Source organism: Streptomyces sp. NPDC101194 (assembly GCF_044767885.1).
Lineage (GTDB): Bacteria > Actinomycetota > Actinomycetes > Streptomycetales > Streptomycetaceae > Streptomyces.
Map to the genome: position 1 here is coordinate 1 of NZ_JBIWOS010000025.1, position 14,362 is coordinate 14,362.

At 67.5% G+C, this 14,362-nt stretch carries 17 protein-coding genes and 4 pseudogenes; 8 read left to right on the top strand and 13 right to left on the bottom strand.

The annotated features are described in order from the left end of the window. Together ACIRP2_RS39375 and ACIRP2_RS39380 are read left to right on the top strand one after the other, a co-directional pair. Nucleotides 1-85: pseudogene (locus tag ACIRP2_RS39375) on the top strand (IS5/IS1182 family transposase); the annotation flags it as partial. Between the two features lie 702 nt (nt 86-787). After that, nucleotides 788-1,192, top strand: a complete 405-nt coding sequence (locus tag ACIRP2_RS39380; protein WP_359356917.1) for a RidA family protein — start codon at nt 788-790, stop codon at nt 1,190-1,192. 37 nt (nt 1,193-1,229) lie between these two features. On the opposite strand, the pseudogene ACIRP2_RS39385 reads toward ACIRP2_RS39380, so the two are convergent. After that, nucleotides 1,230-1,394, bottom strand: a pseudogene (locus ACIRP2_RS39385) (transposase family protein); the annotation flags it as partial. A 70-nt stretch (nt 1,395-1,464) separates the two neighbouring features. Between ACIRP2_RS39385 and ACIRP2_RS39390 the strand changes: the two are divergent. Then, nucleotides 1,465-2,288, top strand: a protein-coding gene (locus tag ACIRP2_RS39390) for an IS5 family transposase (protein WP_404258580.1) whose coding sequence is annotated in 2 segments (ribosomal slippage) — nt 1,465-1,810 and nt 1,810-2,288 — 825 coding nt in all. Because the reading frame shifts where the segments join, the coding sequence is not laid out codon by codon here. Between the two features lie 25 nt (nt 2,289-2,313). Next, nucleotides 2,314-2,610, top strand: coding sequence for a hypothetical protein (locus ACIRP2_RS39395; RefSeq protein ID WP_404258581.1), 297 nt, complete (start codon nt 2,314-2,316; stop codon nt 2,608-2,610). A gap of 21 nt (nt 2,611-2,631) precedes the next feature. Here the strand turns inward: ACIRP2_RS39395 and ACIRP2_RS39400 are convergent, their stop codons facing one another. Together ACIRP2_RS39400 and ACIRP2_RS39405 are read right to left on the bottom strand one after the other, a co-directional pair. Beyond that, nucleotides 2,632-2,841, bottom strand: a complete 210-nt coding sequence (locus tag ACIRP2_RS39400) for a transposase family protein (protein ID WP_404258582.1) — start codon at nt 2,839-2,841, stop codon at nt 2,632-2,634. 118 nt (nt 2,842-2,959) lie between these two features. Beyond that, nucleotides 2,960-3,127, bottom strand: a pseudogene (locus ACIRP2_RS39405) (transposase); the annotation flags it as partial. Nucleotides 3,128-3,591: 464 nt separating this feature from the next. On the opposite strand from ACIRP2_RS39405, the gene ACIRP2_RS39410 reads away from it, so the two are divergent. Beyond that, nucleotides 3,592-3,999 (top strand): hypothetical protein, encoded by a 408-nt coding sequence (locus ACIRP2_RS39410; protein ID WP_404258583.1) that lies wholly within the window; start codon nt 3,592-3,594, stop codon nt 3,997-3,999. Between the two features lie 220 nt (nt 4,000-4,219). On the opposite strand, the pseudogene ACIRP2_RS39415 reads toward ACIRP2_RS39410, so the two are convergent. The 10 genes and pseudogenes from ACIRP2_RS39415 to ACIRP2_RS39460 all read right to left on the bottom strand — a co-directional run. After that, nucleotides 4,220-4,465, bottom strand: a pseudogene (locus tag ACIRP2_RS39415) (transposase); the annotation flags it as partial. A gap of 320 nt (nt 4,466-4,785) precedes the next feature. Continuing rightward, entirely contained in the window at nt 4,786-5,097 is a 312-nt protein-coding gene (locus tag ACIRP2_RS39420; protein WP_404258584.1) for a hypothetical protein, read from the bottom strand. A gap of 152 nt (nt 5,098-5,249) precedes the next feature. Continuing rightward, nucleotides 5,250-5,870 (bottom strand): hypothetical protein, encoded by a 621-nt coding sequence (locus ACIRP2_RS39425; protein ID WP_404258585.1) that lies wholly within the window; start codon nt 5,868-5,870, stop codon nt 5,250-5,252. A gap of 70 nt (nt 5,871-5,940) precedes the next feature. Then, nucleotides 5,941-6,480, bottom strand: a complete 540-nt coding sequence (locus ACIRP2_RS39430) for an AAA family ATPase (protein ID WP_404258595.1) — start codon at nt 6,478-6,480, stop codon at nt 5,941-5,943. A 16-nt stretch (nt 6,481-6,496) separates the two neighbouring features. Further along, the gene (locus ACIRP2_RS39435; RefSeq protein WP_404258586.1) at nt 6,497-7,300 is read right to left on the bottom strand and encodes a DUF6042 family protein; all 804 of its coding nucleotides are present in this window, start codon (nt 7,298-7,300) and stop codon (nt 6,497-6,499) included. 63 nt (nt 7,301-7,363) lie between these two features. Beyond that, nucleotides 7,364-7,879: a hypothetical protein gene (locus tag ACIRP2_RS39440; RefSeq protein ID WP_404258587.1), complete on the bottom strand. Its 516-nt coding sequence runs from the start codon at nt 7,877-7,879 to the stop codon at nt 7,364-7,366. 1 nt (nt 7,880) lies between these two features. Beyond that, entirely contained in the window at nt 7,881-8,369 is a 489-nt protein-coding gene (locus ACIRP2_RS39445; RefSeq protein WP_404258588.1) for a GNAT family N-acetyltransferase, read from the bottom strand. Nucleotides 8,370-8,444: 75 nt separating this feature from the next. Then, nucleotides 8,445-8,843: a hypothetical protein gene (locus ACIRP2_RS39450; RefSeq protein ID WP_404258589.1), complete on the bottom strand. Its 399-nt coding sequence runs from the start codon at nt 8,841-8,843 to the stop codon at nt 8,445-8,447. Between the two features lie 65 nt (nt 8,844-8,908). Then, a complete protein-coding gene (locus ACIRP2_RS39455; RefSeq protein WP_404258590.1) occupies nt 8,909-9,628 on the bottom strand; it encodes an IS6 family transposase in 720 nt (239 codons plus the stop codon). A gap of 569 nt (nt 9,629-10,197) precedes the next feature. Beyond that, nucleotides 10,198-11,172, bottom strand: a complete 975-nt coding sequence (locus ACIRP2_RS39460; protein WP_404258591.1) for an Lrp/AsnC family transcriptional regulator — start codon at nt 11,170-11,172, stop codon at nt 10,198-10,200. A gap of 132 nt (nt 11,173-11,304) precedes the next feature. Between ACIRP2_RS39460 and ACIRP2_RS39465 the strand changes: the two genes are divergently transcribed. The 3 genes from ACIRP2_RS39465 (at nt 11,305) to ACIRP2_RS39475 (ending at nt 14,083) form a co-directional block, all read left to right on the top strand. Further along, nucleotides 11,305-12,339 (top strand): MDR family NADP-dependent oxidoreductase, encoded by a 1,035-nt coding sequence (locus tag ACIRP2_RS39465; protein WP_404258592.1) that lies wholly within the window; start codon nt 11,305-11,307, stop codon nt 12,337-12,339. Between the two features lie 45 nt (nt 12,340-12,384). Then, the gene (locus ACIRP2_RS39470; protein WP_404258593.1) at nt 12,385-13,692 is read left to right on the top strand and encodes an NAD(P)H-binding protein; all 1,308 of its coding nucleotides are present in this window, start codon (nt 12,385-12,387) and stop codon (nt 13,690-13,692) included. A 133-nt stretch (nt 13,693-13,825) separates the two neighbouring features. Further along, nucleotides 13,826-14,083, top strand: coding sequence for a transposase (locus ACIRP2_RS39475; protein ID WP_404258594.1), 258 nt, complete (start codon nt 13,826-13,828; stop codon nt 14,081-14,083). Nucleotides 14,084-14,362 lie beyond the last annotated feature (279 nt).

Sequence of the window (14,362 nt, forward strand, 5' to 3'; positions counted from 1 at the left end):
ACGCTACGAGCGCAAAGCCGACCATTTCCTCGCCTTCACGAGTATCGCCTGCACCCTCATCTGCTACCGAAGACTCACCAATTGAGATGACTTCTAAGGCGTTCGTCCCCGACGCCCATGAGGCATACGACCACTACCTCGCCCTGCCCACGATCTCAGCCCCGGTGACGTGCACAGCCAGCCGAAGCCCTGCCATATACCAAGGACCAGCGAAACTGCGCACCGCCCAAACAACCTGCACAGTCAGGACCCAATCCAACAACCTGGCAGCTCACATGGCTGACACGCCACACACTCTGCGCAGAATCAGTGAACCAACAGGCCACGCACCCGCTCAATCAACCTGCACAACACCAGGCCACAGGCGTGACAACTACGCAGATCCACTGAGTGACGACACGCGCAAAACCGACACCGACCACCGTGCCGCCGCCCAGCCCTCGAAGGATCAGAAGTGCCGTTCCCATGACAGTGGACCAGAGAAGGGTGTACCGCCCCATGACAGCCGCGCCCGCCGCACACACCACCCCGTGTCAGTGACCCGATCCCCCGAACACGCCACCAACAGCACAAACACAACAATCTGACATACCGTCACTGACACTCACTCACTGACACCGAACCGGCACATCGCACCCAATGGGACCCACTGCAGCCAATTTTGTGCGCGCAGAGAACACTTCGACGGCGCTGCCAGACAAGCATCGTTTACACGAACCTGTAACTTCTGCACGTAAGGGACCTATCTGCAACTGACGGTCCACAAGCTGTATCAAGGGAGTAAGCCATGAGTTCTCAGGTGAAGGCATTCGGGTTCGGCATGCCGTGGGAATCGTTGTACGGGTACAGTCAGGCCACCCAGGTCGGTGACACGGTTTATGTGTCGGGGCAGCTGTCTCATGACCGTCATGGCAACTTCGTGGGTGCCGACGACTTCGAACTGCAGGTCCGCACCACGCTGGAGAATCTGGACCTGATACTGAGGCAGTTCGGGGCCGAGCGTAGCCAGATAGCAGAGACCACGGTTCTGGTGAGAAACCTGCGCGAGAACTTCGACACGACGGCACGCCTCCACGCCGAGTACTTCGGGGAGCACCGGCCCACCAGCACGGTCATGGGCGTTTCCGATTTGGCGCTGCCGGACCAACTCGTCGAGATCGGCGCGCTCGTGCGTCTCGATGTGAAGCCATAGGTGAGGAGTCCGGCTTGATTCCTTCAGTGAGCGTCTTTCATCCTGAATAGTCGCAGGTCAGGAGGGTGTGGATGGCTTGGACGATGGTGCCGATGCGGCGGGTGGAGCATCTGGCCCGCCGGAGTAGTCGCCAGGTCTTCAGCTGTGCGAAGGCACGTTCTCCCGGAGCCCGCAGCCGAGCGTGATCGCGGTTGAACTGCTGTTAGAAATCCTAACGAAATGATCTCCGAGATGGTTGGATCACTCCGGGAGCGTTGATCCGGGGGTGCGGGGTGGCTCGGCCGAAGCCGTGGGAAGTCGACGACGAGTTGTGGGCGGTGATCGAGCCGCTACTGCCCAAGGTTGAGCGTCGGACCCGGCATCCGGGACGCAAGCGGCATCCGGACCGGCTGGTGTTCCAAGGCATCCTGTTCGTGCTGCATACCGGGATCTCCTGGGAACACCTTCCGCAGGAACTCGGCTTCGGTTCGGGCATGACCTGCTGGCGCCGCCTGGCCGAGTGGACCGAGGCCGGCGTGTGGCCCCGGCTGCACGAGGTCCTCCTCACCGAACTCCGCAGCGCGAACGCCCTGGACTTCTCCCTGGCGGCGGTCGACGGCTCCCACATCCGCGCGTTAAAGGGGGATCCAAGACGGGACGAAGTCCTGTCGACCGGGGCAGGACGGGCAGCAAGCACCACCTGATCACCGACGCCAACGGCATCCCGCTCGCCGTCACCCTGACCGGCGGCAACCGCAACGACGTCACCCAACTGATCCCACTCCTCCAGGCCGTGCCGCCAGTGCGGGGCAAACGCGGCCGGCCCCGACGTCGACCGGACACGGTGCTCGGTGACCGCGGCTACGACCACGACAAGTACCGCCGACTCGTCCGCGGCCTCGGCGTGAAGCCGCTGATCGCCCGCCGCGGCACCAAACACGGCTCCGGCCTGGGCACCCAACGCTGGGTCGTGGAACGCGCGTTCGCCCACCTGCACTGGTTCCGCCGCCTGCGGATCCGCTGGGAGATCCGCGACGACATCCACGAAGCCTTCCTCACGCTCGGATGCGCACTCATCTGCTGGCGACGGCTGAAGTCATTCCGACAGGAGTTCTAAATGGTTGCTGTTATCGTGGCCTGCCATGGCTGATGACTTCGATCGCGACTCTGTTGAATACACCTATTTCTATACGTCGCTCACCCGTGAACTCTGCGCGGTCGGCATCGCTGCCGGTGCGCTGCCGTGCGGCCAAGACGCCTACGAGGCGCTGGGGAAGGCAGGGCTCGACGGGGTGACACCGACGAGCTTGCGGACCATCAGTCCTGAGCAGATATCGGCACTGACATCCGCGTTGGGGGTCATTTTTCAAACCCAGGTGGCGGCCGACGACGTACGGAAAGCCCTGGAAATCACCATCTGGCATTGTTCGGGAGAATGAGTGAGGCTTTCTCGGCGGTGATCACTTCCAGACTCCGTCGAGAACGAGGGCGGCGCGGGCGATGCCGCCGATCCGGCTCGGGCTGAGTGTGACATGCTGCAGGGCTCGCCACCGCTGCTTGAGCTCGGTGGCGGTCCGCTCGCCCAGGGCCCGCACGTTCCGCAGCAGCGTGTTGAACATGCGGGTGTCGACGTGAAGTGCCTGTTCGGGCTTTCCCTTTGGACGGCGCACAGGGATGAGGACGCCGATGCCCGCGGCGAATGTGGACCCTGGAGCGAGTCGGCGCCGTCGTGGAGCGGGTGACGGGAATGGTGCTGTCAAGGCGTCGGTGTGGCGGTTGCTGACCGTGTTCCCAGGAGATCCCGGTATGCAGCACGAACAGGATGCCTTGGAACACCAGCCGGTCCGGATGCCGCTTGCGTCCCGGATGCCGGAGCCGACGCTCAACCTTGGGCAGTAGCGGCTCGATCACCGCCCACAACTCGTCGTCGACTTCCCACGGCTTCGACCGAGCCACCCCGCACCCCCGGATCAACGCTCCCGGAGTGATCCAACCATCTCGGAGATCATTTCGTTAGGAGTTCTAAGACGGTCCTCCCCCGCCCGCCGCGTCCCAGCCGTTCGGAAAGGCGGCCAGGGCGCGGCGTTGTTCTCCCTCGCGGGTGATCTGCCGGGCGAGGACAGTGCGGGCTATGTGGCGGCCGGGAGGGGTTCGGTGAGGCGGTCCAGCCGTTGTAGAGGGCCCGCACGAGACGGGCGCGGTTCTGGGCGCCGCCCGGCCCGGCGCCGTGTCGCTCTCCCATCGGGTGGGCGAAGACGCCGTCGATACTCCCATCACCCGATCCATCGATGATCGGAAGACCTCAGCATTCATCAGCTATTTATTGATGCGTGCCACTCTGCTCCTCCGGTCGTGCCGGTGGACGGCATGACCCCGCGCCGTCCTTGCATCCTTCATCGGCAACCAACACGGGAGGAAACATGAGGAAGATCAAATCGCTCGCCGCCTCGATGGCAGCAGCAGCCGCCCTCACCGTCGGCTTCGCCAGCAGCGCTATGGCCGCCGACCAGAGCGCCATCTCCATTCAAAGCAGCAAGTGCTCCACCGTGTGGACCAGCAACAGCAAGGGCTCGATCAACGTCTGCTGGACCTGGTACAAGAGCGCGAGCAGCAATTCCTACTACGGCAGCTTCTGGGGCACCTTCTACGACCACGCCCCCACGGACGGCAAGTGGGTGATCCTCCAAGCCAAGTGGTCGGGCAGGGACTGGACCCCCATCCGCACCGCCGCCAACGGAGGATCGTTCTCTGGCGACTACAGCGGTCTCAACGGGCTCAACTTCCGCGCGTGCCTGACCGGCGGCTACTGCGGTAGCCCCGCGGCCTGACGCAGGATCCCCCTGAGACGGACACGTCAGGGGTTCAGGTCGCCTCGGGAGTTTCTAGCTGTGCTGTCTCATGAGGTTGAGCGCACCGGGCGTGTGTGAGGTCGCATAGGTCGAAGGTGGTCCGGAGCCAGCTCCGGGCCACCTGTCTGCGACAGGCTGTTCCCTTTTCGGCGTCAGTTCATAGCTGTCAGGGCTACGCGTTCTCGGGCTGGACGAGCGTGGCGGCGTACCCGAAGACGGTGGTATGCGGCGGGAAGTCGTGAGGCAGGTAGCGCCAGGGCACCCCAGTTCGATTGAGGAAGAGGATGGCGTTCATGACTTCCCGCAGGTCGGCGACCTTTCCGCCAAGGTTGAGCGAGGTCTTCTGTCGCTCGGTCCGCCAGGCGGTCAAGATCGGCTCCATCAATGCCCAGCGGTCATCGGACAGATCGCTGGGATAGGGCAGGCGGGAGGGCTGCGGGGTCATGTAGACAGTGATGCACGTGCCCTGCAGGGCCGCCATCGCTCGAACGAGCCAGCAGTACCGGCCGGAGCAAGGGGGCAAGCACGGCCGCTGGGGGCGGATCTGTCCTGCCCGACGGGCACGAGACCTCGATGGAAGAACCGCACTGGGGCCGCAATAGCGAGGGCCGGCCGATCGCGTGGGTGGGCAGCGCACCTGACGACTGGTAAGCAGTGGCGGTGAGACCGGCGACAGGACCCCGGGGCGGACGAGCGGCCCGGGGTCCTTCGCTGTCCGGGGCCAGCGGCACCGGCCCTGGGATCTTTGGCCGCTCCCCCAGCGAACTACGTTGCAGCGGGGGCGGGATCGGTGAACGAAATCGGCTTGCCGGTGGCGTGGGCATAGTCGATTTTCCTGCTCGTGGACTCGCCGATGTACCCGCCAGGGTTGACGACCAGAACCCGGTCTGCCAGGTCGATCTTGCGCAGGTGGAGGGCGTCCAGCGCCTTCTTCTGCTTGTCGGTGATCAACTCGTCTGCTTCGCCTGGCGCGACAACAATGACCCCGGCGAGGGTCAGGTCGCGATTCACCGCACGCATCTCGTCCACGAACCGGGTAGAGCCGCAGATGCAGACGATTTCAGGTCGGTCGGGCACAGCTCAGCCCTTCGCTCGAACGGGACACGCCAGCGTGCACGTTGGTACTGCAGTTGTACATCTCCTTGGCCCGCCGGCCGTCCGTGTTCCCGATCGCCGTGGCTAAGTGTTCGTTGCCCAGATCGCGGCCACGATGGGCGTTGACCGGCCGGTCAGCCGTCGGCTCGTTCCTTCTCGATCGCATTCATCCTGCGGACCATGTCGATCTGCGCGCGGATCATCGTGTCGAACAGGGCCTCCGGATCGCCGTCGGGCCCGGCGTTCGCAGCCAGCAGCGAGGCGACTTGGCTAGCGAGGACAGTGACCACGTCGGCCGTCCCCACCGGGCCGCGGACCTCGATCAGTTTGCGCACGGCGTCGTCGATGCGGTCCATGGCCTCCTCGCCCTGGAGGAACAACCCGAGCCGGTCGGCGAGGAACATCCGGACGACCGCCACACCGTCTGCCAGGGCGGTGTCCACGTTGTAGTCGGCGCGGGCCTTCTCCGACTCCTTGAGCACGGCCGGAATCGTGTACGTCCGCTGCTCCGGGATGAGGCCCTCCTTTCGCCACTTCGCGTACGGGATGGGGCCGACGGCGTCACGGCGTGCGCGGTGTTCGTTGGTCGGGCGGCCGCCCGCGGTGCGGCAGGCCCGCCCTGCGGCTGCCTTGCAGGTCGGGCATTCGACACGGCGCATCCACGAGCGCACGAGATCCATCTCGGCATCGGAGCGGAGGTAACGTCGCCACTCGCCGCCCCACGGGATGCTCTGCGATCCGTTCTCCACGCCCATTGCCCCCTGGGTCCGGTGGTGTGTGCTGTCGTCGGTGCCGTGATGATGACCGTACCTGCGGTGGCGCCCCTCAGCGGTCGATCGGGAGAATGCCGTCCAGGCCGCTCTCGGAGAGGATCTGTTGGACCGTGTCGTCCAGGGTGCTGGCCGCGTCGATAACGGTCTCCAGGCCGTTGGGGAGCAGGTCCTTCTCTCGGTACCAGTCGCGCAGGTGCCCCTCGTTGACGTGCGCAAGGTACTCGGCGTCTGGTTTCGTCGCGTGCCGGAGCACCGTCTCCTCGAAGGGCACGTGGAGGTAGTAGCACCGTGTGACGCCCTGGTGGGCGCGCACCAGGTCCTGGAGCATCGTGCCGTAGCGGTCGGCGTACAGGATGCCCTCCAGGACGACGTGGAAGCCGTTGTCGAGGGCGTAGCGGGCGGTGAGGTCGATCAGGCCGATGTTGGCGCCGCCGGGCCGGTCGCGTTCGCGCAGCACGATCCGGCGGAGGTTGTCCTGGGCGACGATGGCGAGGTTGCGGCCGAACTTTTCGCGCAGGCCGGCCGCGACGGACGACTTGCCCGAGGCGCTGTTGCCTCGGAGCACGATCAGGCGCGTGTCGCTGGTCCCCATGGTGCCGTGCGCGGCCTCAGTCACCGCGGCTGACCTGGATGCGGTGCTCGTGGAAGTGCTCCCAGTCCATGACCAGGCGGAAGCGGCGGTGGGCCTCCAGGCGCTCCGCGTCGGCCGGCTCCTCGCCGCGCTGGACACGGGCGTCGCCGGATTTCACGAGTTCCGCGAGAGCGAGCCGGACGTCGTCGACGTCCTGGCCTGTGGCTGCCGCAAGCCGGTCCAGGGAGGTGAGGGTCTCTGTCGGTTCACCCAGATCGTCGGCCAGGTGGTCGATGAGGGTGTCGAGGAGCGGGCCGGTGCGCATCGTCCAGCGGATCCCGTCGAGGCGCTCGGTGAGTTCGGGGTCCAGGGGCAGCAGGTCGCCGGGCAGCGGCAGCGCGGCGGGCATCGACCACCGGGTGCCGTCCGGCGTCTCCTCGCGGCGGGCCAGGCCCCACGTCAAGTCGAGCTCGGACAGGTCCCGCACGGTGGTGGGCACCGGGTAGCCGGCTGTCGTCAGCATGGTGCTGAACTGCTTCCAGCGGGCCGCTTCGCATGCCTCGCGGCCCTCCGGCGCGGCCTCGTAGTCCCATTCCTCATCCGGCCAGGAGAAGGTGAGCGCGCCGTCGAGGTCGCCGCCGATCATGTCCCAGTGCCCGTCGAAGATCTCGTGCACCAGGTCGTCCAGTGAGCCGGTGAACCCGGGCTGGCACGCCGTCCCGATCAGCATGGTCAGCGGGAAGCCTTGACGGGGCAGGACGTGCTCCCAGCCCGACACCCACCAGTCGTTGTGCATTGCCATGTCCCGGCGTGGCCCGGGAACAGACGCCTTCTCAGTCATCCGCAGCTCTTCCTCGAAAACACCTCGATGCTCGCAGCGTACGCAGCGAGACGCGGCAGGTTCTCACGGCCGTCCCACCCACGCCTGGTGGTGCGGGGCGACGCGCAGCTGCTCGCGGAGGCGGCCGCGCAGCACTCCGACGCGGGTGCGGCCCTCCAGGACCTGCAGTCCGCCGCCCACCGGGTCCAGGAGGCGCCGGTCGATGAGGAGCGGCGGGCGCATCCACGTCCCGTGGTCTTCCCAGTGCCGGCCGACTTCCAGGGACCGCACCTTGACCCAGTACACCGGGTCGGCGGCGTAGCTCTCAATGCAGCCGGCGTCGCTCTCGCCGGTCGGCATGGTGGGGAAGGCCGCGGCCGGAATCGTCTCCAGCTTCCAGGTGATGGCGCACAGATCGACCTCTCCGTAGTCGTCCACGAAGTGGCCGTTGTCGCCGTGGTCGAAGAGGAAGTCCCTCAGTACGTCGTCCGGCCATTGCAGGGCGGCCACTCCGGGGTCGGCGCGGAAGCGGTCGAAGTCGAAGCTGAGGCCGCCGCCCCGGCGGCGAGCCATCAGCCGGCCAAGGTCGTTGAGCTTCATGTCAGGCCCCACTCTCCAGCGCGTACAACTCGTAGGGGACGGCCCCGAGTTCGGTGTGCCGGTCTGCCGTGCCGACGCGGGTGAACCCGGCTTTGGCCAGGACGCGGCCGGAGGCGGGGTTGTCGGGGTGGTGCATGGCCTCCAGCCGGTTGAGGCCAGCGGTGGTGAAGGCGACGGTGACGACCTGGTGGGCGGCGTGGGTGGCGTAGCCGTTGCCCCAGCTGTCTTCCCGGAGGATGTAGCTGATGGTGCCCATGGCCGGGGTGCGCCGGCGCAGGGAGATCAGGCCGATCAGGTCGCCCTCGTGGAGGATGCCCCAGCTCCACTGCGCGCGCGGGCTTTCGGCGGCTCGGGCGAGGGCCGTGCGGATCTTGTCGTGAGCCTGGTCGAGGGTGAGGGACCTGCCGGTGGTGTGCCGGACGGAGGCCCCGCTGTAGATGCGGGTGAGGGCGGGGGCGTCGTCGAGGGCCAGGGCGCGCAGGGTCACCATGCGGCGGTCAGCTCCTTCGCGGTGGGCCGGGCTGCGGGGTCGGGTGCCAGGCACGCGGTGATGGCGTCCTCGAACTCAGGGAAGGGCCAGGGCCGGACGTCGCGCAGCGCGGTGGTGGCGCCCCGGGCGATGACGGCCAGCTTCTCCGGCCGGTCGAGGTCGTCGTCGTAGGCGACGGGGCGCTGGCCGGTCCAGCACCAGAACAGCGAGGCGCCCAGGCTCCAGATGTCGCCGGAGGGCTGAGCCTGGATGTTGGGTGTCGTCGGGGGTGTCGAGGATCTGCGTGGCGACCTCGGGGGCCGTGGTGTGGGTGAGCGCGCCCCGGTACGGGACGCGACGGCCGTCGCCGGGACCGCAGGCGAGGGCGTAGTCGATGACGGCGGCGTGGCCGTCGTGGGTGACCAGGGTGTTGGTCGGCTGGACGTCGGCGTGGGACCACCCGGCGGCGTGCATGAGCGCGAGGGGCGTTGTCACGTTGGTGGGGTGTTGATCGGTTGAGGGCGCGTCAGGGCGTGTGGGGGGGTGGGCGGGGGCCTGGGTCACGCTGCGGTGGGCGGGGTGGTGGCGCCGGTGATCTGATCCCAGATCACGAAGCGGACGGTCATCTCGGTGCGGTGGTCGGGGGCGGTCCTGCGGTGCCGGCGTGGCCGGAAGTGGGGTGAGATGCCGCTGAACGCGGACAGGAATCTCTGAGCTCCTCCGACGCTGCGGAAGCCTTTCATGGCGCGTTCGCGCTGCCTCGTTGGCTGGTGGGAGTTCTCGGCCCGGTTGTTCAGGCCTTTGTGGGAGCGGTGCTCGACCGAGGGCATCACCTCGCGGTGGGCCGCGCCGTAGGAACGGAGCTTGTCCGTGACGATCACCCTCGGCACGGCCCCGATTCCTTTGAGGAGCCGACGGAAGAAGCGCCTGGCCGCGGCCTTGTTGCGCCGGTTCTGGACGAGGATGTCCAGCACGTTGCCGTCCTGGTCGACTGCGCGCCAGAGGTACTTCTGCTCGCCGTTGATCGTGATGAAGACCCCGTCGAGATGCCACTTGTCGCCGGGGCGGGGACATCGGCGGCGCAGCACGTTGGCGTAGGGCTGCCCGAACTTCAGACACCACCGGCGGATCGTCTCGTAGGACACGATGACGCCGCGCTGCAGCATCAGCTCCTCCACCTCACGGAATGACAACGGGAAGCGGAAGTACAGCCACACGCAGTGGGAGATCACCTCGACCGGGTACCGGTGCCCCTTGTACGACGGCGGCGTACTGCCCACGGACAACCCCTCCACCGTGATCAACCCGAAGATCACCCCACCCGGTCAGCCAACGTGACAGTGCCCTGTCCGGTGCTGGAGCCCGGGCGTTCATCGGCCGACGTGCACCACCTGGTGGGCAACGTCCAGATCTGGTGCGGCGACGGCCCTGTACATGCCCCGGGCACGCCCGCTCAGCGGCATCTGTTCGGGGCAGCGTGGAACACGCCGGGCACCCAGGACGCCATCGGGGCAGCGCGCTCCCGCTACCTGCTGGGCTCCTCACGCGGGGTCGGCATCCGCCCCGTACGCGACGACCGGACCGCAGCCCGCACAGGAAGGGTGCCGGGCGGGCAGTGTGGGCAGTAGCATCGGTCCGCCGCGCTCCGGGCGTAACTCCGCGGTCGAGGTGCGCTGCGCCACCGGATGTGTCGTGCACAGTCTCATTCCGCCTGGAGCTCGCGCGGCTGAGAGCGAACGCGGCTGGATCTACGACGAACGCGCCCGTCGCACCGGCTTGGCCAGGCGCACCCTCATCGAAATCGAGCAGGGCCTCGCTATCGGATTCGTCGTAGAACTCGTGCGAAGGGTCATTCATGTGATTCCCGCATGGTGCCGACGCGTTTGACGGTCCGGATGATCGGAGCGGTCTCCATCGTGCGGATGCCGGGAAGCATGCCGGCCCGCTCGGCGAGGTAGTCGTACAGGTCGTAGACGTCCGCGCACAAGACCGAGGCGAGGAGGTTCGTGGGGCCGGTGGTGGCGGCGGCGAAGGAGACCTCGGGGTGCTCGGCCAACGCCCGCCCGGCCACCGCTAGTTGGGATGGTTCTACGGAGATCCACAGCAGGGCGGTTCCGGTGTAGCCGAAAAGCCGGTGGTCGATGTCGAGATCGAAGTACAGCGCCCCGCTCGCACGCAGGGAACTGATCCTGCGGCGGACCGTGGCCTCATTCAAACCGGAGACGGCGGCCAACCGCGCGTGGCTGGCGCGACCGTCATACACCAGCTCTGCCAGCAGGACGCGGTCAGCGTCGTCGAGAGCAAGCGAAGCGGGCTGCAGCGTGCCGGGAACGGGTTCGGGCGGCGCGAGCTGGGTCGTCTGATGCTCGGTGAGGGTTGAAGCGGCTCCCCTCCAACCGGTCGGGCCGCCGAAGAAGGTGTGCATCACGCAGTGCGCGCTGATGGCGGTGACCGGGCGGGTGGCGGCGAGCCGGTTCAGCAGCAGCGCGTCGCGCTCCTCTTCGCTTTCGGCTCGGACGTTGCACACCACGTCGGTTCCCCCCGAGGCGAGACGGACCCAGTGCGTGTCGTCGCGCTTGGCAAGCGCTTCGGCGATGGCGATGGCCGCGCCCGGGGCGCATCGCAGGCGGATCACCCACTCCACGTGTCCGAGCCGACGGGCGTCAAGACGACCGCGTACGCGCAGCACGTCCTGTTCGCGCAACCGCCGGTACCGGCGAGCGATCGTCTGATCGGAGACGCCGAGGACGTCGGCGACCCGACTGAACGGCACACGGCCGTCAACGTACAGGGCATGGATGAGCTGGCGGTCGAGGGAATCCATGCGTCAGAACGCTACTGGAGTCGGAATCCGGCGCCGTTGGCCGCCTAGGTGGGGATCGGGCGGTGGACGGGCCACGGTGAACGCGGGCCTGGTCCAGCGACGTTCATCCACCCCCTCCGAAGGAGACGCCCGATGTCTGATCTTCCCCCGACCTGCCGTGAGGTCCGGCTTGCTGCCCGCCCCGCCGGCCTGCCCGGCCCCGAGCACTTCATTCTGGTGGAAGTCCCGCTGCCCCGCCCGGCGGACGGCCAGGTGTTGGTCCGCAACCGCTACTTCCGCGTCGCCGCCTCGATCCGCATGTTGATCAGCCAGGGGGCCGAGGAGGTGCAGGGCGTGCCCTTCCCCGTGCTGAGCCCGGGAGACACCCTGGCCGGAGAGGCAATCGGCGAGGTGATCTCGGCGCCGACGGGCAGCGGGCTGCACCCCGGCGACCTGGTCTCCCACTTCCTGGGATGGCGCGAGTACGCCGCCGTGGACGTGGCCGCGTGCACGCGGCTGGACCCGGTCCTGCCGGACCCGGTCGCTCATCTGGGGCGGGGCGAGGTGGCCTACGCGGCACTGACGCGGGGAGCTAACCTCAAGCCCGGCGATACCGTCTTCGTCTCCGCCGGTGGGAGCGCCATCGGCTCGATGGCCGGCCAGATCGCCCGCCTGCTGGGCGCGGGTCGGGTGATCGGCAGCACCGCCTCGCCTGTCCAGGCCGAGCGTCTCGTGCGCGAGCTTGGATACGACGCGGCCGTGGTCCGCGACGCGGACCAGTCCCTGGACGAACAGCTGGCCAAGGTCGCCCCCGACGGCATCGACGTCTGCCAGGACAACGTCGGCGGCGACCAGCTGCGCGCAGCCGTCACCGTCGCTCGCGAGGGAGCCCGTTTCGTCCTGACCGGCGCGTTGTCGGGGCAGTTGGCGCCCAGCGGCACCGGCCGGACAGCGCCCGTCGAACTGGACTCCTTCCAGATCCTGACCAAGCGGATCACCATCCGGGGCTACAGCGCCGACGACGAACCCGACGCCCACGCCGAGTGGCTGGCGCGGCTCGATGCCTGGCTGCGATCCGGCCACATCACCTTCCCGCACGTCCGCGTCCGCGGCATCGACCGCGCCACAGCCGCGCTACAGCAGGTAGTCGAGGGACGCCACCTGGGAACCGTGGTCATCGAACCGTAGCCGATTCCCGACTCTCGCACGCCTAGTGACTAGGAGAAACCTCCAGTGATCCTCGTGACCGGAGCCACCAGCACCGTTGGCCGCAGCCTGATCGACCAGTTGCTGAACGCCGGCGCGCCAGTACGGGCCGTCACCCGCCATCCCTCGACGGCTCACCTGCCCCCCGGCGTCGACGTGGTCCAGGCGGACCTCGGAGACCCGGCCGGCCTGCCCACCGTTCTTGAAGGCGTAGACCGCGTGTTCCTGCTGTCCAACGGCCCCGCGACCCCCGAACACGACGCCAATCTCACACACGCCGCCGCCCGCGCCGGCGCCACTCACCTCGTAAAGCTCTCTTCCGGTCGGGTCGACGACAGCACCGCCACCGACCCCATCCCCACCTGGCATCGCGCCGGCGAACAGGCCATACGCGACAGCGGACTGGCCTGGACGATGCTGCGCCCGCTCGGGTTCATGTCCAACACCCTGCACTGGGCCGACACCGTCCGGGAGCACGACACCGTCTACGCCCCCCATGGCCAGAGCCGTATCGCTCTCATCGATCCGCGCGACATCGCCGCCGTCGCGGCGGCCGTGCTCACCACCGGCGGCCACGAAGGCAGGGTGTACCGGCTGACTGGCCCCGAAGCACTCTCCCCAGTCGAGCAGGTCGGCATCCTCGCCGAGGTTCTCGGCCGGCCTCTTCGCCACGTCGAGACATCCCCCGCCGCAGCCCGGCAGGCGATCCTCGACCAGGGCGTCCCGGCGGCGATGGCCGACGCGATCATGGCGCTGCGGGCGGCCGCCCTCGAACCGTTCACTTCGGCCCTCCACCCAGACGTCGAGGAGGTCACCGGAACACCGGCGCGCACCTTCCGCGACTGGGCGCTTCGCCACCGTGCCGTTTTCGAGCCGAGCTCAGCAGGAAGTACTGGCGTGACCGGACGCAAACCGGTGCGACTGCTGCCGGGTGAGCCAGGCGTCTTCGATGTTCCGGGCAACCCGTACTCGGTGAAACTCACCGGAGAACAGTCGGCAGGCACCCTCGCGGTGCTGCAATCCACCTTCGCGTCTGGTGAAGGCGCGCCGCTGCACCGGCACCAGGGACACGACGAAACGTTCTACGTTGTCAGCGGAGCATTTCGGTTCCGCTCCGGCGAAGATATCACCGACGCCGGCCCAGGTACGTTCTTCCACATTCCCCGCACGGTTCCGCACGCGTTCACCGGAATCGGTGACGAACCGAACACTCTTCTAGTGATGCTGTCACCCTCCGGGTTCGAGCACTTCTTCATCGAGGCCATGACGCACCCGGACCCCGCCACGATCCAAACCATGCTGGCAAAGTACGACCAGGAATTGCTTCCGGACTGACTGGGTGTGGGAGATGGTGGCGATGGTGAGCAACAACCGACCCGTTACCAATCACCGGCAGAGGTGACAAGACGGCGCGGGCGTGGGACCTGACCGCCGGCGAACCGGTCTGCCTGAGGAGTTCGGGTGCGACATGGTGCGCGAACGACGCAGCGAACACCTGGCCCTCGATGTCTGGATCGCCGACGTCCGCCTCGACGGCCAACGCGAACTCCGCACCCTGGCCAACGGCATGCGACGCGACCACGCAGCTATCCAGGCCGCCCTCACCACCACCTACACATCGGGAGCAGTCGAAGGAAACGTCACCAGGATCAAGCTGCTGAAGAGACAGATGTACGGCCGAGCCAACTTCGATCTTCTACGACGCCGCATCCTGCTCTCACCATGATCAACCAGCCACCACCCCCAAAATGGCGACAGAGCCACTTCTTGTGGTGTGGTGACGGGTTGTCACGAGGTAGGGGCGTGATGGTTCACCGCCGCGGCGACAGGCCACGGTGCCCGAAGCTTCGCAGTGGTCTCCCGGGAGGATGGGGAGCAGGGCTGGGCGCACCGGGCCCGCGTTTTGAGGGGGGAGTGCGTGGTCGTTGTGGTCGCTGCGGCCCGGGCAGAGTGCCGGGGCCGCAGTGAGGGCTTGCGGCGACGGGTGTTACTGCTTGGCGGTGGG